The following is a 19,559-nucleotide window of genomic DNA, read 5'->3' as shown; positions in this document are numbered from 1 at the left end:
GGGCCCGAGACGATTCGTGTGATCACCGCAATGCCCAGGCGGCGATTCCGGGAACGGCGGCGTAGGCCGGGTCTTCGGCGAGGGTCTCGGGCGAGGCGCCCTCCGCGAGGTCTTCGTACAGCCAGATCCAGTTCTGCACCGCGCGGACCAGCGTCCACGCCCGCGCGCGTTCGGCGTCCACCCCGGCGGCCGCGGCGAACCACGCGAGCTTTTCGTCCATTGTGGACTCGTTCGCCCGGTTCCAGAGGATCGAGATCGCGCCGAACTCGAGATCACCCGAAAGCGGCTTCGGGTCGATCACCAGCCACGGTTCGCGTTCCCCGGCGAGGACGTTCTCGAAATGAAGGTCCTCGTTCACCATCAGCTCACCGGCCTCCGGTCCGAGGTTCACGCAGATTTCCACGGCGGCGTCGAGGTACTTGCGATCGAACGGTTCGCCCAGCTCGCTCCAGGTCTCCGGGAGTTCGGTGACCAGTTCCGCGGCTTCCTCGCGAAGGGATCGCTGCAGCGTTTCGGGAGCGGGGACGGCCAACCGTCGTGCCAGGGCGCCGACGGTCTCGACGGCCTCCCGGATCGGCTCCGTTTCGAGCGACCTGGTGGCGTCGAGCCGCTCCAGCAGCAGTACGCCGTCCTCAGGCACGTTGTCGTACATCAAAACCGCGCCCTGACCGGCCCAAGTGGACAGTGCGAGCGGTTCGTCATCGGATTCCTCGTGCGGCCAGCCGAGTTTGAGGATCGCGGGGGAGCCGTCCGCTCGGCGCACCGGCTGCGCGACGCCGACGAAGCCGTGCATGGCCTCGCCGTCGTATTCGAGCTGCCACTTGGCGGTGTACTTCTCGGCGAGGAACGGGAGGGAGTCGAGCCACTCGGCGGCTCCGGGGCCAAGTTCGGCGGCGCGGTCGAGGAACTTGGGCGGGATCTTGAAACCGGTCACGAACCCACCTTGGCAGGCTTGTCCACCGTGTTTCCCCCGTGACCCGCCGGGCGTACCGTGAACAGCGAGAACAACCCCGGGAGCAGCCATGGTGGTGGAGATTCTCAGTGCGGTCGCCGTCGCGGGCGGTGCGTGGCTCGCGGCCAGCCTTCGCGTGGTGAAACAGTACGAACGCGGTCTCGTGTTCCGGTTCGGGCGGGTGCGCCCGGCCATCCGGCAGCCGGGGCTCGTGCTGCTGGTGCCGATCGCGGACAGGCTGCAGAAGGTCAACATGCAGATCGTCACGATGCCGATCCCCGCACAGGACGGCATCACCCGCGACAACGTCACCGTGCGGGTCGACGCGGTCGTGTACTTCAAGGTGATCGACCCGGTGCTGGCCGCGGTCAACGTGCAGGACTACCGCTCGGCCGTCGGGCAGGTCGCGCAGACCTCGCTGCGGTCGATCATCGGCAAGAGCGACCTGGACGACCTGCTGTCGAACCGAGAACGGCTGAACGAGGGCCTGGAGCTGATGATCGACAGCCCGGCCTTGGACTGGGGCATCCACATCGACCGGGTCGAGATCAAGGACGTCGCGCTGCCGGAGTCGATGAAACGCTCGATGTCGCGTCAGGCCGAAGCCGAACGCGAAAGGCGGGCGCGGGTCATCTCGGCAGACGGGGAGTTGCAGGCATCGCACAAGCTTTCGCAGGCGGCCGCGACCATGGCCGACACTCCGGCGGCGTTGCAGCTGCGGCTGCTCGAGACCGTCGTGCAGGTCTCGGCGGAGAAGAACTCGACGCTGGTCTTGCCGTTCCCGGTGGAGCTGCTGCGTTTCCTCGACGCGAACACGCCGAAGCGGGGAGCGCCGGAAGAACCGGAGGCCAACGGTCAGGTGGCGCCGGCGCCCAGGGAACCGGGTGATGTCGGTCAAGCCTCGTGAGTGGTAAGGACGGTTCTAACCGTCCTTACCACTCACGAGACGTGCCCCACCAGGCCACCGCCGCCTTCACGCGCCGCCACTGAGACTGCTGGGCTGGTGGTGTTGCTGAGGCTGCGGATGGCGATCGCGTAGTCCGTGAAGGCCTCCTTCCCTACCTTCAGGGTAGGCAAGGAGGCCTTCACGGACCTGCGACCAACTGCCGCCACATTCCCGCTGCTAATCGAGTTGGCCGTTCACGCCCAGGATGATCATCGTGCCGCCGAAACCGACGTACAGCGCGATCACGACGTAGGCGATGATCACCGCCGCGAGCGCCATGCCACGCCCGCCCGCTTCACCGCGGTTCGCCTTCGCCAATCCGATGTGCCCCAGGATCAGCCCGACGATCACCGTCACACAGGAGCAGATCCCGATGAGCGAGCACACCAGCCCGGCGATCGCCATCCCGTTGTCCTGCGATCGCGGGGGAGCCACCGCCGCGTACGGGTTGTACGGCTGGGGCGGCGGGTACGCGGCGGGCAACGGCACGGGCGTGTACACCGACGGCTCCGGAGTCGCGTAGGGCGGCGGCACGGGCTCGGCGGTCAGCGGGTCGATGGCCTGCCCGTACGTCTCGACCGGAACCGGAACGGAAGCCGGGTCGGGAGGGGGTACAGGGTCCGGCGCTGAGGCCGAAGGCGGCTCGAACGGAGTGGGTGGCTCGAACGGCGGAGGCGGCGTGAAGGGCGCCGGCGGCTGGAACTGCTGCGGTTCCGCCGGGCCCGACACGGTTTCGGGCGCCGAAGTCGGGTCCGAGAAGGTGTTCGAGTCGGTGTAGGACGACGTCGACGGTGTGTCCTGCGAGTCGGAACTGCTCATCCGGTTGGCCCCCTGGTTCGTGCGGGACACCACCGTATCCGGGGACGGGTCACGAGACGCTCGCGGCTCCGATCGCGAGCACGACGAAAACGAACCACAGGATGACCGGGATCAACCACAGCGCGGTGACGACGTACCCGATGATCATGCCCGCCTGGGCCATGCCCTGGCCGCCCGCTTCGCCGCGTTTGGCCTTCGAGAGCGCGATGTGCCCGAAGATGATCCCCAGGATCGCCGGGAAACACATGACCAGCCCGATCAGCGAGCACACCAGCGACGCCACCGCCATGCCCTGGTCCGGCGGCCGCACGTAGGTCTGCTGGACGTAGTACTGCTGCGGCGGCGGTTGATACGGCTGGAGACCGTAGGGCTGCCGGCCGTAGGGGTCATGCGGATTCGTCATGCCGGTCCCCTCGTGGACGAGGACCGTATCGCTACCGGAAAGCCCCGTGTTTCGCGGCGATGTTCAGCGCGACGGGGATCGCGATGGCGTACAGGATGATCATCAAGTAGCCGACGACGAACGCGGCGAGTGCCATGCCCTTGCCGCCCACCTCGCCGCGCCGGGCCTTGGCGAAGGCGACGTGGCCCATGACGATCCCCGGGATCACGGACACCAGCCCGATCAGCCCGAAGAGTGAAAAGATCAGGGCGGCCGTCGCGAGACCGGAATCCTTGCTCCGCGCCGGAGCCTGGTTCGGGAAGGCGTACTGCTGTTGCGGCGGGAACCCGCCGAAAGGCTGCTGAGCCACGTTTCGTCCCCCTCGGACTGTGATCGGCTTGTCACTGTAGTGGCATGCTCACGGATGGCGTACGCGTGACTGCGCTCATAGCGGGGTCTCTCCGCAGGCGTCATACTCACCGGTAACCCAGCGCCGGGAGCCCGGCGCGCGCGAATTTAGGGAGCAGCGATGGCTCGCCTCGCCCAGACCGCCGGCTTGACCGACGTGCAGTCCGAAATCCTGGCCACGGTCCGCCAGTTCGTGGACAAGGAGGTCATCCCGCGCGCGCAGGAGCTCGAGCATTCCGACACCTATCCCGCCGACATCGTCGAGGGGATGAAGGAGATGGGCCTGTTCGGGCTCACCATCCCGGAGGAGTACGGCGGCCTCGGCGAATCGCTGCTGACCTACGCCCTCGTGGTCGAGGAGATCGCGCGTGGCTGGATGAGCGTCTCCGGTGTCATCAACACGCACTTCATCGTCGCGCACATGATCAAGCAACACGGGACGCCGGAGCAGAAGCAGCACTTCCTGCCGCGGATGGCGACCGGCGAGGTCCGCGGCTCGTTCTCGATGTCCGAGCCGGACCTCGGCTCCGACGTCGCCGCGATCAAGACCCGCGCCCGCCGGACCGACGACGGCTACGTCATCGACGGTTCGAAGATGTGGCTGACCAACGGCGGCAGCTCCAACCTGATCGCGCTGCTCGTCAAGACCGACGAAGGTGCCGAGAAGGCCCACCAGAACCTGACCACTTTCCTGGTCGAGAAGCCCGAGGGCTTCGGCGAGGTCGCGCCCGGCCTCACCATCCCCGGCAAGATCGACAAGATGGGCTACAAGGGCGTCGACACCACCGAAGCCGTGTTCGACGGCTACAAGATCGGTGCCGACAAGGTCCTCGGCGAAGCGCCGGGCAAGGGCTTCGCGTACATGATGGACGGTGTCGAGGTCGGCCGCGTCAACGTCGCCGCCCGCGCCTGCGGGATCGCGATCCGCGCGTTCGAGCTCGCCGTCGAGTACGCCCAGCAGCGCAAGACCTTCGGCAAGGCCATCGCCGAGCACCAGGCGGTCGCGTTCAAACTCGCCGAGATGGCCACCAAGGTCGAGGCCGCGCACCTGATGATGGTCAACGCCGCCCGCCTCAAGGACTCCGGTGAGCGCAACGACGTCGAGGCCGGAATGGCGAAGCTGATCGCGAGCGAGTACTGCGCCGAGGTCACCCAGGACTCCTTCCGCATCCACGGCGGCTACGGCTACTCCAAGGAATACGAGATCGAACGCCTCATGCGCGAGGCGCCGTTCCTGCTCATCGGCGAAGGCACCAGCGAGATCCAGAAGACCATCATCAGCCGTGGCCTGCTCCGCGAATACAAGTCCCGCTCCTGAACGTTCGCACCTTTCGCCCGTCCTTGAGAAGATGGACCAGGATGGGCGAGAGGTGATTACGTGAGTGCTCCCTTTGGCGGAAGCGGCCGGGCCGCGGGTGGGCTGCCCAGGCTGCCGACACCACCTACCGGCTGGCCGATCGGTTCCTACGCGACGTACGGCGAAGCCCAGCAAGCCGTCGGTTTCCTCGCGGAGAAGGAGTTCGGGGTCTCCGACGTGACCATCGTCGGCGTCGACCTGATGCTCGTCGAGCGCGTCGTCGGACGGCTGAGCTGGGGCCGGGTGCTCGGCACGGGCGCGGTGTCCGGCGCGTGGTTCGGCCTGATCATCGGGTTGCTGCTGGGCATGTTCAACAACCAGGGTTTCGCCTGGCAGCCCATGATCGGCGGGCTCGTGCTCGGCATCCTGGCGTGGACGGTCTTCGCGGCGATCAGCTACGGCATGTCCCGTCGCGACTTCTCCTCCGCGAGCCAGCTGGTCGCCGGCCGCTACGACGTGCTCTGCCAGCCGCGTTCGGCCGAACAGGGGCGCGAGCTCCTCGCCCAGTTGGCGTTGGGCGGCCGTCCCACCTGATGACTCCGAGTCCAGACCACTGACATTCGGCGGTACTTGTTCACCTGTTCGTCGTGCGGTCCGCTGAATCGTTACCGATACTGCTTGCGGGCGGTGATCGCCCGGAATAGGTTGCACAACACCAGTCGGGCGGTCGCGTACTCCAGCGTGTCCGCCCGAGCACTAGCACGTCGGGGTGCTGGCGCGCGGGCTTCTTCAACGCGTCCTAGTGCCGCCGCTCCCCAGGCGTGCGCGGGTGAGGAGGCCTCATGGGGAAGAGGATGAGCGCGAGCCGGAGGGGCCGCTCACCAGGCCGCACCGGCTCGCTACTCGGCGCGGCGGCGCTGACGGCCGGCTTGCTGGCGGGTTGCGGTTCGGATGCCGGGCTGAAGATCAACGTCTACTACGCGCCCGAAGACAATTTCCAGTCCGTTGTGGACGATTGCACGAAGGCCTCGGGCGGGCGGTACGAGGTCGTGTACAACAAGCTCCCGCGCCCGGCCGACGGCCAGCGGGAACAGATGGTGCGACGGCTGGCCGCCGGGGACGATTCGCTCGACGTACTGGGGCTGGACGTCACCTGGGTCTCGGAGTTCGCCGAGGCGGGCTGGATCGACGAATGGACCGGTGAAGCCAAGGCCGAGGCGACCGCGGGTGTCCTGCCGGGTCCCCTCGAAACCGCCACGTGGAACGGAAAGCTCTACGCGGCGACCAAGAACACCAACGTCCAGTTGCTCTGGTACGACGACCGGCTGACCCCGACGCCGCCGAAGACCTGGGACGAGATGATCCAGCAGGCCCAGGCGCTCAAGGCGCAGGGCAAGCCGGCGAACGTCGTGTTCACCGGCGCGCAGTACGAAGGCCTGGTCGTCATCTACAACACGCTCGTCGAGTCGGCGGGCGGCAAGATCCTCTCCGACGACGGCAAGTCGGTCGTGATGGACGAGGGCGCGATCAAGGCGCTGGAGATGCTCAAGAAGGTCACCACGGCCGGGATCACCGACCCGTCGCTGACCAACTCCAAGGAGGACGAGGTCCGCCAGGCCTTCCAGCGCGGGAACGCCGCCTTCGAGTTGAACTGGCCGTTCGTCTACGCCTCCTACGCCAAGGAGAAGAAGGACGAGCTGAAGCACTTCAAGTGGACCACCTATCCGGAGTTCGAAGCGGGCAAGCCCGCCAAGACCACGATCGGTGGCTACAACCTGGCGGTCAGCTCGACCTCGAAGCACAAGGCCGAAGCCTACGAGGTCGCGTTGTGCCTGCGCAGCGCGAAGAACCAGAAGTTCTCCGCGCTCAAGGACGGTGTCCCGCCGACGATCGAATCGCTCTACACGGACACGCTGCCACTCGACGCGACGGCGCCGCAGAGTGACGACAACCCGAGTATGGACACGAAGTACCCGATGCGGGAAACGATCCTGGAGGCCCTCAAGGACGCCGCGGTGCGGCCGCTGACCCCGGCCTACCAGAACGCCTCGACGGTGTTGTCGAAGGTGCTTTCCCCGCCGTCCGAGATCGATCCGCGGAAGACGGCGGAGAAACTCAAGGAAGAACTCGCCGACGCGCTCCAGTCGAAGGGAGTGATCCCGTGACCGTGCAGGAAACCGCCGGTACGGCGACCGGGAGCAAGCCGGGCAAGAAGGCCAAACCCGTTCTCAGTGAAGGAAAGAAGGCCGAACGCAGGCTCGGGCTGTGGCTGTGCGCCCCGGCGGCGATCGTGATGATCGCGGTCACCGGGTATCCGATCATCTACTCGATCTGGCTCTCCCTGCAGCGCTACGACCTCAGGTTCCCGGCGCAGCAGGAGTTCGTCGGCCTCGACAACTACATCGCGGTGCTGTCCAACGGCTACTGGTGGACGGCGTTCGGGACGACGATGGGGTTGACCATCGTTTCGGTGGTGATCGAGTTCGTCCTCGGCATGGGCTTGGCGCTGATCATGCACCGGACGCTCGTCGGACGGGGCCTCGTGCGGACGGTCGCCCTGATCCCGTACGGCATCGTGACGGTGGTCGCGGCGTTCTCCTGGTACTACGCCTGGACACCGGACACGGGCTACCTGGCCAACCTGTTCTTCCCGGACAGCGCGCCGCTGACCGAGTACTGGCCATCGCTGGCGATCATCGTGCTGGCCGAGGTGTGGAAGACGACGCCGTTCATGGCGCTGCTGCTGATGGCGGGCCTGGCGCTGGTGCCGGACGATCTGCTGAAGGCCGCGGCGATGGACGGCGCGACGGCGTGGCAGCGGTTCACGAAGGTGATGCTGCCGGTGATGAAGCCCGCGATCCTGGTGGCGCTGCTGTTCCGCACCCTGGACGCGTTCCGCATCTTCGACAACATCTTCGTGCTCACCAACGGCGCGCAGGACACGTCTTCGGTGTCGATGCAGACCTACAACAACCTGGTCAAGGGCCTGAACCTGGGGATCGGGTCGACGATGGCGGTGCTGATCTTCCTCACGGTGGCGATCATCGCGTTCATCTTCATCAAGGTGTTCGGCACGGCCGCACCCGGCAGTGACAATGGGGGTAAGCGCTGATGGCGATCGGTGGAGCGGTCACTCCCGGCCGCAAGTTCAAGTGGGGCCTCGTCGACATCCTGGTCCTGGTGTTCGCGCTGTTCCCGGTGCTGTGGGTGGTCTCGCTTTCGTTCAAGACCAAGGAGACCTTGGACGACGGGAATTTCATCCCGTCGGAATGGACGTGGCAGAACTACGCGGACATCTTCGAGACCACGGAGTTCATCAGGGCACTGGTGAACTCGATCGGGATCGCGATCATCGCGACGGTGATCGCGGTCGTCCTCGGCACGATGGCGGCGTACGCGATCGCGCGGCTGGACTTCCCCGGCAAGCAGGTGCTGGTCGGGATGTCGCTGCTGATCGCGATGTTCCCGCAGGTGTCGCTGGTGACGCCGCTGTTCAACATCGAACGTGAGCTGGGCCTGTTCGACACCTGGCCGGGGCTGATCCTGCCCTACATCACGTTCGCGCTGCCGCTGTCGATCTACACGCTGTCCGCGTTCTTCCGGGAAATCCCGTGGGAGCTGGAAAAGGCGGCGAAGATGGACGGCGCGACCCCGGCGCAGGCGTTCCGGAAGGTGATCGCGCCACTGGCGGCACCGGGGGTGTTCACCACCGCGATCCTGGTGTTCATCTTCTGCTGGAACGACTTCCTGTTCGCGATCTCGCTGACCTCGACCGAGGCCTCGCGCACGGTCCCGGCGGCGCTGTCGTTCTTCACGGGGTCCTCGCAGTTCGAAGACCCCACCGGGACGATCTCCGCGGCCGCCGTGGTGATCACCGTCCCGATCATCCTGTTCGTGTTGTTCTTCCAGCGTCGCATCGTGGCGGGGCTGACGTCCGGTGCGGTGAAGGGCTGACCCATGGCTGAAATCGTTCTCGAAAAAGTGTCCAAGAAGTACCCCGACGGCGCCCTCGCGGTGTCCGAAGTGGACATCACGATCGCCGACGGTGAGTTCATCATCTTGGTCGGCCCGTCCGGCTGCGGGAAGTCCACGACGCTGAACATGGTCGCGGGGCTGGAGGACATCTCCTCCGGCGAACTGCGCATCGACGGCCAGCGCGTCAACGAGAAGGCGCCCAAGGACCGCGACATCGCGATGGTGTTCCAGTCCTACGCGCTGTACCCGCACATGAGCGTGCGGGAGAACATGGCGTTCCCGTTGCGGCTGGCCAAGGTCGACGACCGGACGGTACGGGCCAAGGTCGAGGAGGCGGCGCAGATCCTCGATCTGACCGGGCACCTGGACCGCAAACCGGCGAACCTCTCCGGTGGTCAGCGCCAGCGCGTCGCGATGGGGCGGGCGATCGTCCGCAATCCCAAGGCGTTCCTGATGGACGAGCCACTGTCCAATCTGGACGCGAAGCTCCGCGGCCAGATGCGGACGTCGGTGTCGAAGATCCAGAAACAGCTGGGCACGACGACGCTCTACGTCACGCACGACCAGACCGAGGCCATGACCCTCGGCGACCGGGTCGTCGTGCTCCGGGCCGGCTACGTGCAGCAGATCGGGTCGCCGCAGTTCCTCTACGACAACCCGGCGAACCTGTTCGTGGCCGGGTTCATCGGCAGCCCGTCGATGAACTTCGTGCCCGCGACGCTGGAGAACGGGACGGCCCGCAGCGCGCTGGGCGACATCCCGCTCACCGACCGGGTGCGGCAGCTGGTCGAAGCGGCCAACGCGCCGCGTGAGGTCATCGTCGGCATCCGGCCGGAGCACTTCGAGGACGCCGCGCTGGTGGACGCCGCCGCCCGCCAGGGCGCGACGTTCACCGCCCACGTCGACGTCCTCGAGTCGATGGGTTCCGAGAAGTTCGCGCACTTCTCGGTCGAGGGTGAGGCCGCGTCGTCGTCCGACCTCGCGGATCTCGCCGCCGACAGCGGTTCTTCGGACGTACCCGGCTCCGAGTCGCAGATCGTGGCCCGCCTTTCGGCGGCCTCGTCGGCGGCGGAGAACCAGAACGTCGAGCTGTGGTTCGACGCGGACAAGATCAAGCTGTTCGACGGGGCCAGCGGCAAGAACCTGACCTACACCGACTAGCTCCCTCCTGTGGCGCGTGAAGGCCCCCTTCCCTCGGCTCAGCCGAGGGAAGGGGGCCTTCACGCGAGTTACGCCTTCAGTCACGTGTGTGCGTTGTCCACTTCGGACATCGTGAATTCCCCACCTTCGGCGGTGTACGCCTCACAGGGCGATCGGGGATCCTCAGCCCCGCAACGGTACCTAGAGAAGGGCGCCTGCCTTGCCGAAGAAGCTGACACGCCGTCTCCTGCAGGGCCTGGCCGGCGCGGTCCTCATCACCGCGCTCGCCCCCGCCGTCGCCTGGGCCGAACCACCACAGGCCTTGCCGGCGAACGCGACCGAAGCCGACAGCAAGTGGCAGCCCGCGTTCGACTACGACACCGACGGCTGCTACCCGACGCCCGCGATCTCACCGACCGGCGCGATCGCCACCGGTCTCAAGAATTCCGGAGCCCTCAACGGTCAGTGCCGCGACCGGTCGGACCTCGACAACACCAACTCCTACGCGCGGTCGAAGTGCAACAACGGCTGGTGCGCCCACCTCTACGACCTCTACTTCGAAAAGGACCAGGCCGTCCCGGGCATCGACTGCTGCGGGCACCGGCACGACATCGAACACGTCGTCGTCTGGGTCAACGAGGGTCAGGCCCGGTACGTCTCGACGTCAGCGCACGGCAACTACTCCACTCACGACCGCTCCAAGGTCTCCTGGGAGGGGACCCACCCGAAGATCGTCTATCACAAGGACGGCGCGAGCACCCACTGCTTCCGCATCGCGAGCGCGACCGAACCGCCGGAGAACCACTACAACGCCTGGCAGTACCCGGACCTCGTCAGCTGGGACGGGTTCCCGCCCGGTATCCGGGACACGCTCGTCCGCGCCGATTTCGGCAGCGCGAGCCTGGCGATCAAGGACGGCGCCTTCGAACACAATTTGGGGAAGGCCAAACCGGCGGGCATCCCCTTCGATCCCAACGGCTGAGGCCGGCTCAGTACTCGCTCTCGGGCAGGGCGAGCCACAGCACGAGATAGACGATGAACTGCGGGCCGGGCAGCAGGCAGGACAGCACGGCGAGCAGACGGACCTTGCCCGGCGTGGTGCCGAAGCGTTTGGCGAGACCGGCGCAGACGCCGCCGATCATGCGGCCCTGGCGCGGTCGGGTCAGGCGGGCGGCTACGGGGTTCGTCACGGTACTTCCCTCTCGGTCGTCACGGTGTGTGAAACCCATTCTCGTCTCGTGACGGCCCTGCCGCATCCCACCGCGGAACGAAACGCACCCTTAAGGGCGTGAAATCGCGGTAAGGCGGTCACCTGGGAAAACGTGGCGGCTCCTGTGTTCTTCGCCCGTAGGGGCTGGTGTTCCGCGATCTTTTGACGATACTGCTACGGTGCCCTCGAAGAGACTCAGCGCAGTACTCTGCGGCCTGTTCCTCGCCGCGGCCTGTTCCACCCCGGAACCGGCGGTGGCGCCGTCGACCACGGCGGGTGGGGAGGCCCTGACCGCTTCCGAGGCGCTCGGGGAATACTCGTCGCTCGATTACTGCAGCCTTGTCGAACAGCGGAAAGTGATCGGCGGCGGAAACGCGGTCAAACCGCCGTTGACGTCTTTCGAGTTCTGCCGCCTCGAATTCGTCGAGGGCGCCAATCGCTACACCGTGACCACCGGCCCGATCACTTCCGGGCAGGATCCGAACAATCAGCCGTACGAATACGCCGGCCCGCTGCCGGAAGGCGTCAGCGTCCAGCGGTCGACGTTCAACGAAGACACCGCATGCACCCGGCTGCTCACCTTCGCCGACGGGATCAGGCTGTCCATCACGGTGACCTCCGACGACACGGCGCCCGCCGATCAGGCCGGCCGCTGCCGGATCGCCGACGCGACGGTCGACGGCGCGGCCGGCGTGATCGGCGCGCGCAAGGTCGGGCGGCTGAACCTCGACCAGCGTTCGTGGGGCCGGGTCGCCCCGTGCGCGCCGCTCGACCAGCATGAGCTCGACGCCGCCGCCGGTCCGGAGACCAAACCGGCTCCGGCGTTGTCCGGGCACAGCTGCATCCGCGGCAAGGTCAGCTTCTCGCTGTCGGTGGGCGCGGACACCACGCCGGGCGCGACGGAGGCGCTGGGCGGCCGGCAGGTCCAGGTCACGACGTCCGGCGCGTTCTGCCAGGTGACCACGCACCGGCCGATCCCCGGCACCCCGGACCGGGTCGAGCAGGCGATGCTCTCGGTGGTGGGCGTCGACGGGGCGCCGGAGGACGCCACCTGCGCGGCGGCGCGAGAGGTCGCCGTCGCGGTGTTCCCGAAGCTCCCTTGACGCATTCAGAGGACTAAATGCGGTAGTTGCACGCGCAAGGACCGCATTCAGAGGACCAAATGCGGGGGCTAGCGCAGCTTGGGCAGCCGGAACGAGCACATCGCCTCGTCCAGCGCCTCGACGTCCAGCGGCGGATGCGGCAACGCGGTGGCGCATCCAGGTTCGGCGCGCAGGCCGTCCAGCAGCATCGCGAGGCACCGGCGCCACAGGTCCGGCTGGATACCGTGCGTGAACTCGATGACCGAGCCGAGCATCTGGTGCAGGAGCGGTATGTCCGTCGGCACGAAATCGGCGCGGAGGGCACCGGCCGCCTGAGCCCGTTCGACGAGCTGTGTGATCAACGGCACCATGCGGGATTTCGCCTCGGCGACGCGCTCCTGGCCGAAGACGTTCGACAACATGACTTCACGTAACCCGCGGTCACCGGCGTGCAGTTCGGCCGCGCGCCACGTGAAGCCTGCGAATCCCTCCCAGGGATCTTCGGCGCGAAGCGCTTCTTCGGCGAACTCGCGGATCGTCTCGAACTGGTCGACGAACATGGCTTCGACCAGGTGTTCTTTGCTCGGAAAGCGACGATAGACGGTGCCCACGCCGACGCCCGCGTGATGCGCGACGTCGTCGAGAGTCGCTTCGAGCCCGCGCTCGCCGAAGACAGTGTGTGCCGCCGCGATGATGCGCTGCCGATTGAGTTCAGCGTCGCGCCGCAGCGGCCGCGCCGGTGCGGCAGAAGCGAGTTCCCGAGCCATTCGTCCAGCTTAACAAACGAAGTAGAGGATACTTCTCCACTTTTTGTGTACCTTGGGCGCGGAAAGGGGAGATACCTACTCCACATAGCTTCTTCGTCACTATCGGTGAGGAAACCGCCCGTATGTCTGACTCATCCACCGCTGTCGCCACGCCGCCGGGGGACGCGGCCGCGCGGCACGCCAACCCGCACCACGCCAGGAGATGGCTGATCCTGGTGATGATCGGCCTCGCTCAGCTGATGGTCGTCCTCGACGCCACCGTCGTGAATATCGCGCTGCCGTCGGCGCAGCAGGACCTCGAGTTCTCGAACGACGCCCGCCAATGGGTCGTCACCGCCTATGCGCTCGCGTTCGGCAGCCTGCTCCTGCTGGGCGGGCGGCTCGCGGATCTCTTCGGCCGCAAACGCGCGTTCCTCGTCGGGCTCGCCGGTTTCGCCATCGTGTCCGCGATCGGCGGCGCCGCCACCAGTATCGAAATGCTGCTCGTCGCCCGTGCCGCGCAAGGTGTCTTCGGCGCGCTTCTCGCCCCGGCCGCCCTTTCGCTGCTGACCACGACCTTCACCGACCCGAAGGAACGCGGCAAGGCGTTCGGGGTCTTCGGCGCGATCGGCGGTGGCGGCGCGGCGATCGGCCTGCTGCTCGGCGGCGTGCTGACCGAGTACCTCGACTGGCGCTGGTCGATGTACGTCAACATCATCTTCGCGGTGATCGCGTTCGCCGGTTCGGCCGTGCTGCTGAAGAACTCCGAAACCGACGGCCCGCGCCCGAAGCTCGACATCCCGGGCACGATCACCGCGTCGGCCGGTCTCTTCGCGCTCGTCTACGGCTTCGCGAACGCCGAGCGCGACTCGTGGTCCTCGGTCTCGGTGTGGGGTTTCCTCGCCGCCGGTGTCGTGCTGCTCGCCGCTTTCGTCGCGATCCAGCAGCGGGTCTCGCATCCGCTCCTGCCGCTGCGCGTGCTGCTCGACCGCGACCGCGGCGGCTCGTACCTCGCGATGTTCCTGCTCGCCATCGGGATGTTCTCGATCTTCCTGTTCCTCACCTTCTATATTCAGCTGAACCTCGGGTTCACGCCGGTGCAGAGCGGGGTCGCGTTCCTGCCGATGGTGGCCACCCTGATGGCCAGCGCGACATCGGCGACGGCCGTGCTGCTGCCGAAGTTCGGCGCGAAACCGTTGGTGTCACTGGGAATGCTGATCGCGGGGGCGGGGCTGTTCTGGCTCTCGGCCATCGACGTCACCAGCACGTACGCCGGCGGGGTGCTGTTCCCGCTGATGGTCATGGGTGTCGGCATCGGCCTCGCGATGGCGCCCGCGATGAGCGTCGCGACCTTCGGCGTCGACACGCACGACGCCGGTGTCGCGTCGGCGGCGGTCAACACCGCGCAGCAGGTCGGCGGCTCGATCGGGACCGCGCTGCTGAGCACGCTGGCCGGTAACGCGGCGACGTCGTTCACGGCCGGGAAGGTGCCTTCGGCGCAACTGGCGGCCGAAGCGGCAGTGCACAGCTACACGACCGCTTTCGTGTGGGGCGGGTGGATCTTCGTCATCGGTGCGGTGATCTGCGGGCTGCTGCTGCGGTCGGGTGCTCCGGCGAAGGCTCCCGAAGGTACTTCGGAGGGTGCGCCGGTCGCCGTTCACATGTAGCTCTCGAACGCTATGAAAGGCCCCTTCATTGCAAAATTTGCAATGAAGGGGCCTTTCATAGCACGCGCGGAGCGCGTCAGCGGGACTGTGATCGCACGGCCTCGAAGACCTCGTCGTCCCACCGGTGCGTCCGGATCAGCCGGTACCGTTCGCAAGCCACCCACAGGTACGCCTCGGCGTCCGTCCGCGAGCCGATCAGATCCGCCTGCCGCAGCATCGCCACCACCGGCACGAACTCCTCGTCGAACCACCGCTGCGCCAGCGTCGCTCGGTCCGAGTATGCCCCTTCGTCCTGCATCAGCCGGAAACCCCACGCCTCGACGTGCTCACCGAGCCGCGCGTAGTCCCACGGATCCGTGAACACCACAGAAGCCCGCGCGTGCCCCGAAAGCGGGACGCGTTCCAGGAACAGCCGCCGGTAGTCCTTCACGATCAGGTCGCCGCGGTACCGGATCCCGCTCGGGTCCAGTTTGGTCCGCACCTCGGTGACCATCGCCTCTATTGTGGACAGTCGCATCGCGTGCGCCACCGAAACGCGGTGGTGCCCGTCGATGATGAAATGCAGTTCGCCGACGCGGTACACCTCGATCGGCGGGATCGGCTCGCCGCGCCGGGTGGCGAGCGCCAGCCGTTCCCAGCGTTCGCGGACCCGCCCGGACGTCGGGCGGAAGCGGCGGTCGAAGTCGCGGCCGCGGTCGACGCTGCCGACGATCGAATCGAGCCGGATCACTCGCGCGCCGATCTTCCGTTCGCCGAGATAGCCGAGCGCGTCGACCACCTCGTGGAACGGCAGCATGATGTTGACGTCGTCGGGCTCGCGGCGCAGCCAGTTCGCCAGCCGTGACAACACCTGACGCCGTCGCGCGCGAAGGAAGTCGTGCTCCGCGTCCGCGCGGGGAAAGCCCGTGTCCTTCATGAGAACTCCATGATCCGGTGCCCGACGACGTTGCGGACCGTGGTCCCGCCGACCACCCGGTCCGGCACGGGTTCACCGTGCGGGTGGATATGCCCGTGCAGCAACCACTTCGGGCGCAGCAACTCGATCGTGCGATGGAGACAGTCGAACCCGCGGTGCGGCGGGTCCTCGCGGTCGCCGCAATGCCGCGGCGGCGCGTGCGTGAGCAGGACGTCGACGTCCCTTCCGTCCCGCCGGCGGCGGAACCGGGCCCGGCGCACCAGCCGCCGGGCACGCCGCGCCTGCTGGCGTTGTGTCCACTGGTTCGGGCCGTCGTTGTAGCGCACCGAGCCGCCGAGCCCGGCGAACCGGAGCCCGCCGACGTCGACGATGCGGCCGTCCGCGTTCACTCCGCCCGCCGGCCCTGGCCACACGGTGGGGAAACCGTCCTTCATGGACAGTCCGCCGTAGCGCGTGTAGCCGGACAGGTCGGGGTCGTGGTTGCCGGGGACGAACACGCACGGCACGTCGAGCGCGCTCGCCAGGAACTCGAGGTAGTCGTACGGCAGGTCGCCGGCGCCGATCACGAGGTCGGCCGGGTGGTTGCGGACGGCGGACGTCCACAACCGCTCTTCGACCTCGTCCGCGACGACCAGCGCTTTCACGCGCTCCAGCGTAATGCCGGACGCGCTACTTCGGGCCGTGCGCGAACGCGGGGTCCTTCGCGATGATCGCGATCACGATGCCGAGCCAGACGACGCAGAACGCCAGCGCCCAGAACTTGAGGTTGGTCAGGATCCTTGGCATGGGGAACTCCAGGTACTACCGAAAGCGGGAAGGGGTCAGAGCCAGCGGTTCTTCCTGAATATTCGGTAGAGCAGGATGCAGACGCCGAAGATGACCGTCATCGCCACCGGGTAGCCGAAACGCCAATGCAGTTCCGGCATGTAGTCGAAGTTCATCCCGTAGATCCCGGCCAGCGCCGTGGGGACCGCGATGATCGCCGCCCACGCGGTGATCTTGCGCATGTCGGTGTTCTGCTGGAGCGTGATCTTCGCCAGTGTCGCGTCGACCAGGGTGGTCAGCAGTTCGTCGAAGTTCGCGACCCGCTCCGCCACGGTCGTCAAGTGGTCGGAGACGTCACGGAAGTACGAGCGGACCTCGTCCGGGATCAGCCGCGTGTAGCCCTCGGCGAGGCGCTGCAGCGGGGTGCCCAGCGGCATGACCGCGCGGCGCAGCTCCAGCACTTCGCGCTTCATGAAGTAGATCTGCTCGGCGCTCACCTTGGACCGCGGCGCGAAGACGTGCGTCTCCATCTCGTCGATGTCCGCCTCGATGGCGGTGGTGACATCGAGGTAGTGGTCGACGACGTGGTCCGCGATCGCGTGCAGCACCGCGGACGGCCCGAGGTCGAGCCGCTCCGGGTCCTGGTCGAGTTCGCGGCGCAGCCTGGCGAGCCCCGAGTGATTCCCGTGCCGCACGGTGATCACGAAGTCGCGGCCGAGGAAGGCCATCAGCTCGCCGGTCTCGACGATCTCGTTCGCCGTCGCGGGCGACTCGTGCTCGACGTACCGGACGGTCTTCAGCACCATGAACAGCGTGTCGTCGTAGCGCTCCAGCTTGGGCCGCTGGTGTGCTTCCAACGCGTCCTCGACGGCCAGCTCGTGCAGGCCGAAGGTGTCCGCGATGCCCTGGATCTGAACCGCGTCGGGCTCGTGGAGGCCGATCCAGACGAACCCGGCGTGCCGCTTGCGCACCTCTTTGATGGCCTCGGCGTGCGTCCAGCGGCCGGGCAGCCGCTTGCCCTCCACGTACACCGCGCAATCGACGACGTACGCCGAAAGGGGGACGGGCAGCGGGCGTTCGGGGACGCTCTTGGCGCGGCCGTTGCTCCGGCCGCGAAGGCCGCCGAGCGAGGGAATGGCAGGCATGGGATCTCCTGGGCAGACGTCGTGCGTTGATGCGCGAAGACGACGGGCCAAGCGGTCGGGGGGCCGCTCGGCTAGGCCAGCGTTCCCGGTTTCGTCAGCCCTGCCAGGTGGGGATCCGGCGAGACGTGAAGGCGGAAACGCTGCGACTACTAGGAAGCGGACTATCGCCACTCGACATCGGGTTCCTCACCTCCTTGGCTCGGCGGACGGTTACGCAGTGGTGTGGGTCGCGTTGACGACCCGACACCAATGGTCGAGGGTACTCCTCAACACGAAGGCCTGTCGTTCCAGGCTCACGCCGCGTTACTCGTGCAGGAGGAATGGGTGCAGTTCGGTCGCTATTACGAAGAGTTCGAGGTCGGTGCGGTCTACAAGCACTGGCCGGGCAAAACGGTCACCGAGTACGACGACCACCTGTTCTGCCTCATCACCATGAACCACCATCCGCTGCACCTCGACGCGCACTACGCCGAGGAGACCACCGACTTCGGCAAGAACGTCGTGGTCGGCAACTACATCTACTCGCTGCTGCTGGGGATGTCGGTGCCGGACGTGTCCGGCAAGGCGATCGCGAACCTCGAGGTCGAATCGCTGAAGCACGTGAAGCCGACCTTCCACGGTGACACCATCTACGGCGAGACCGAGGTGCTGGACAAGACGCCGTCGAAGTCGAAGGACGACCGCGGTGTCGTCTACGTCGAGACCCGCGGCTACAAGCAGGACGGCACGATCGTGTGTGTCTTCCGTCGCAAGGTGATGGTGCCGAAGCGGTCTTACGGAGACACCAGGGGCGGTGAACAGCCCGGCCGTCCTGTCCCGCACGAATAATGGGTGTCACGAACGGGAAGAGGGAGCGCGTCGATGCCCATCGGGCTGGATGAGATCAAGAGCCGTCTGCGGAAGTTCGCGACGGTCGAGGCGGCCGGTGTTTCGCCGCTGTACGAGCACCTGGCGGCGAAGGCGTCCGAGGACGACGAAGTCGCCGGTCTCCTGACCGACGCCCGCGGCGGTGAAGCGCGCGGAACGCTCCTCATGGCGACGGCGCACCGGCTCATCCAGGCCGACCCCATCCACCCGCTCTCGCGGTACTACCCGTCCGTCGGCGGTTTCGACGGCGTGGACTCGGAGACGTGGCCGCTGTTCCGCTCGTTCCTGCTGGAACGAGCGGACAAGGCCCGGGCGATCATCTCCTCGCGGTACACGCAGACCAACGAGGTCCGCCGTGCCGCGCTGCTCTACCCCGCGATGACGACGGCCGCGAAGGAGGCGGGCGGCAAGATCGCGCTGCTCGAGGTCGGCTGCAGCGCGGGCCTGCTGCTCGGCCTGGACAAATACGCCTACCGCTACCAGTGCGACGGCGGCGAACAACTCACCGCCGGGCCCGCGAAGACCGCGGTCGGCCTGCACTGCGCGCTGGACCTCGCGCCCGGCGCCGTCACGCCGAAGGTGCCGAAGAAGCTGACGATCACCGCCCGCGCCGGCCTCGACCGCGCGCCGGTGGACCTGGCCGACGAGGACGAACTGGCCTGGCTCGAAGCCTGCGTCTGGGCCGACCAGCCGGACCGGATCCGGCTCCTGCGCACGGCCGCGGCGGCGCAGGGCAAGCAACGGCCGGAGCTGATCGCGGGCGACGCCGTCGACGACCTCGCCTCGGCGGCCGCCACCCTGCCAGCCGACGCTCCGCTCGTCGTGTTGACCAGTCACGTGCTGGCGTACCTGGGGGAGCGGCGGGCGGACTTCCTCGCGGCGCTCCGGAAACTCGCCGCGGACCGGCCGTTGTGGTGGGTCAGCGAGGAGTTCTACGCCGCCGCGCTGGAGCCTTTGGTGCCCGGCCGGGCCGATCTCGCCGAACCCGTGGACCAGGCCGTGCTTGGGCTCGTCCGCTGGGACGCCGGTGTCCCGGACGTACGGGCGCTGGCCCGGACGGCGCCGCACGGACAGCGGATGACCTGGTTGCCGGTCTAGCCGGCTGTTCTCTGGCAGCAGCGGTGGCGTGGTGGGTCCGGGTGGTCGTGAGTGGCGATTCGGGGTTTCACCCGAACCGCCACTCCCCACCACAATGTTGGTACGGTGTTGGGGGGGATCCGTTTCCCCTCTTTCGCTTCTTTT

The 19,559-nt window shown here is 67.2% G+C and carries 21 protein-coding genes; 12 read left to right on the top strand and 9 right to left on the bottom strand.

Annotation, left to right across the window (positions count from 1 at the left end; all coding sequences use genetic code 11):
* Positions 1–22 precede the first annotated feature (22 nt).
* A complete protein-coding gene (locus tag AC069I_RS00590) occupies positions 23–934 on the bottom strand; it encodes an aminoglycoside phosphotransferase family protein (RefSeq protein WP_478234487.1) in 912 nt (303 codons plus the stop codon).
* Between the two features lie 88 nt (positions 935–1,022).
* On the opposite strand from AC069I_RS00590, the gene AC069I_RS00585 reads away from it, so the two are divergent.
* Complete coding sequence (locus AC069I_RS00585) at positions 1,023–1,859, top strand: slipin family protein (RefSeq protein WP_478264571.1); 837 nt, start codon at positions 1,023–1,025, stop codon at positions 1,857–1,859.
* A gap of 216 nt (positions 1,860–2,075) precedes the next feature.
* Here the strand turns inward: AC069I_RS00585 and AC069I_RS00580 are convergent, their stop codons facing one another.
* Genes AC069I_RS00580 through AC069I_RS00570 form a run of 3 tightly spaced genes read right to left on the bottom strand, consistent with a single transcriptional unit; the run spans position 2,076 to position 3,469 of the window.
* Positions 2,076–2,717 carry a DUF4190 domain-containing protein gene (locus tag AC069I_RS00580; protein ID WP_478264570.1) on the bottom strand — a complete coding sequence of 214 codons (642 nt, stop codon included), beginning with the start codon at positions 2,715–2,717 and terminating at the stop codon, positions 2,076–2,078.
* Positions 2,718–2,766: 49 nt separating this feature from the next.
* A complete protein-coding gene (locus AC069I_RS00575; RefSeq protein WP_478228379.1) occupies positions 2,767–3,120 on the bottom strand; it encodes a DUF4190 domain-containing protein in 354 nt (117 codons plus the stop codon).
* Between the two features lie 31 nt (positions 3,121–3,151).
* Positions 3,152–3,469 carry a DUF4190 domain-containing protein gene (locus AC069I_RS00570; RefSeq protein WP_478264569.1) on the bottom strand — a complete coding sequence of 106 codons (318 nt, stop codon included), beginning with the start codon at positions 3,467–3,469 and terminating at the stop codon, positions 3,152–3,154.
* A gap of 159 nt (positions 3,470–3,628) precedes the next feature.
* Here AC069I_RS00570 and AC069I_RS00565 point away from each other — a divergent pair, with 159 nt between their 5' ends.
* The 7 genes from AC069I_RS00565 to AC069I_RS00535 all read left to right on the top strand — a co-directional run bounded on the left by AC069I_RS00565 (position 3,629) and on the right by AC069I_RS00535 (position 10,901).
* The gene (locus tag AC069I_RS00565) at positions 3,629–4,825 is read left to right on the top strand and encodes an acyl-CoA dehydrogenase family protein (protein ID WP_478228381.1); all 1,197 of its coding nucleotides are present in this window, start codon (positions 3,629–3,631) and stop codon (positions 4,823–4,825) included.
* A gap of 60 nt (positions 4,826–4,885) precedes the next feature.
* Positions 4,886–5,398 carry a YflT domain-containing protein gene (locus AC069I_RS00560; protein ID WP_340684446.1) on the top strand — a complete coding sequence of 171 codons (513 nt, stop codon included), beginning with the start codon at positions 4,886–4,888 and terminating at the stop codon, positions 5,396–5,398.
* Positions 5,399–5,646: 248 nt separating this feature from the next.
* Entirely contained in the window at positions 5,647–6,969 is a 1,323-nt protein-coding gene (locus AC069I_RS00555) for an ABC transporter substrate-binding protein (RefSeq protein WP_340684445.1), read from the top strand.
* Positions 6,966–7,916, top strand: a complete 951-nt coding sequence (locus tag AC069I_RS00550; protein ID WP_340684444.1) for a carbohydrate ABC transporter permease — start codon at positions 6,966–6,968, stop codon at positions 7,914–7,916. Before AC069I_RS00555 ends, AC069I_RS00550 begins: the two co-directional genes overlap by 4 nt.
* Positions 7,916–8,758: a carbohydrate ABC transporter permease gene (locus AC069I_RS00545; protein WP_034313318.1), complete on the top strand. Its 843-nt coding sequence runs from the start codon at positions 7,916–7,918 to the stop codon at positions 8,756–8,758. The genes AC069I_RS00550 and AC069I_RS00545 overlap by 1 nt, the downstream gene beginning before the upstream one ends.
* Before the next feature lie 3 nt (positions 8,759–8,761).
* On the top strand, positions 8,762–9,940 hold the full coding sequence (locus tag AC069I_RS00540; RefSeq protein ID WP_478234492.1) for an ABC transporter ATP-binding protein: 1,179 nt from the start codon (positions 8,762–8,764) through the stop codon (positions 9,938–9,940).
* A gap of 199 nt (positions 9,941–10,139) precedes the next feature.
* Positions 10,140–10,901, top strand: a complete 762-nt coding sequence (locus tag AC069I_RS00535) for an NPP1 family protein (RefSeq protein ID WP_478264568.1) — start codon at positions 10,140–10,142, stop codon at positions 10,899–10,901.
* A gap of 7 nt (positions 10,902–10,908) precedes the next feature.
* Here AC069I_RS00535 and AC069I_RS00530 read toward each other — a convergent pair whose 3' ends face one another.
* Positions 10,909–11,109, bottom strand: coding sequence for a PspC domain-containing protein (locus AC069I_RS00530; protein WP_034313416.1), 201 nt, complete (start codon positions 11,107–11,109; stop codon positions 10,909–10,911).
* A 199-nt stretch (positions 11,110–11,308) separates the two neighbouring features.
* On the opposite strand from AC069I_RS00530, the gene AC069I_RS00525 reads away from it, so the two are divergent.
* The gene (locus AC069I_RS00525) at positions 11,309–12,232 is read left to right on the top strand and encodes a hypothetical protein (protein WP_478264567.1); all 924 of its coding nucleotides are present in this window, start codon (positions 11,309–11,311) and stop codon (positions 12,230–12,232) included.
* 68 nt (positions 12,233–12,300) lie between these two features.
* Here the strand turns inward: AC069I_RS00525 and AC069I_RS00520 are convergent, their stop codons facing one another.
* On the bottom strand, positions 12,301–12,978 hold the full coding sequence (locus tag AC069I_RS00520; protein ID WP_478228385.1) for a TetR/AcrR family transcriptional regulator: 678 nt from the start codon (positions 12,976–12,978) through the stop codon (positions 12,301–12,303).
* Positions 12,979–13,100: 122 nt separating this feature from the next.
* Between AC069I_RS00520 and AC069I_RS00515 the strand changes: the two genes are divergently transcribed.
* Positions 13,101–14,624, top strand: coding sequence for an MFS transporter (locus AC069I_RS00515; RefSeq protein ID WP_478264566.1), 1,524 nt, complete (start codon positions 13,101–13,103; stop codon positions 14,622–14,624).
* A gap of 76 nt (positions 14,625–14,700) precedes the next feature.
* Here AC069I_RS00515 and AC069I_RS00510 read toward each other — a convergent pair whose 3' ends face one another.
* From AC069I_RS00510 to corA, 3 genes are all read right to left on the bottom strand, one after another.
* Positions 14,701–15,540, bottom strand: a complete 840-nt coding sequence (locus AC069I_RS00510) for a chromosome partitioning protein ParB (protein ID WP_478228387.1) — start codon at positions 15,538–15,540, stop codon at positions 14,701–14,703.
* Positions 15,537–16,184, bottom strand: a complete 648-nt coding sequence (locus AC069I_RS00505) for a metallophosphoesterase family protein (RefSeq protein WP_478228388.1) — start codon at positions 16,182–16,184, stop codon at positions 15,537–15,539. Before AC069I_RS00505 ends, AC069I_RS00510 begins: the two co-directional genes overlap by 4 nt.
* A 177-nt stretch (positions 16,185–16,361) precedes the next feature.
* Entirely contained in the window at positions 16,362–17,450 is a 1,089-nt protein-coding gene (gene corA, locus AC069I_RS00500; protein ID WP_340684437.1) for a magnesium/cobalt transporter CorA, read from the bottom strand.
* A gap of 249 nt (positions 17,451–17,699) precedes the next feature.
* On the opposite strand from corA, the gene AC069I_RS00495 reads away from it, so the two are divergent.
* Both AC069I_RS00495 and AC069I_RS00490 read left to right on the top strand, forming a co-directional pair.
* The gene (locus AC069I_RS00495) at positions 17,700–18,278 is read left to right on the top strand and encodes a MaoC family dehydratase (RefSeq protein ID WP_016331476.1); all 579 of its coding nucleotides are present in this window, start codon (positions 17,700–17,702) and stop codon (positions 18,276–18,278) included.
* 33 nt (positions 18,279–18,311) lie between these two features.
* Positions 18,312–19,415, top strand: coding sequence for a DUF2332 domain-containing protein (locus AC069I_RS00490; protein WP_478234496.1), 1,104 nt, complete (start codon positions 18,312–18,314; stop codon positions 19,413–19,415).
* The last annotated feature ends 144 nt before the right edge of the window (positions 19,416–19,559 follow it).

Source organism: Amycolatopsis sp. NPDC043885, assembly GCF_056435685.1.
Note: the sequence above shows the minus strand (reverse complement) of the source record. Positions and strands in the feature narration are given on the sequence as shown.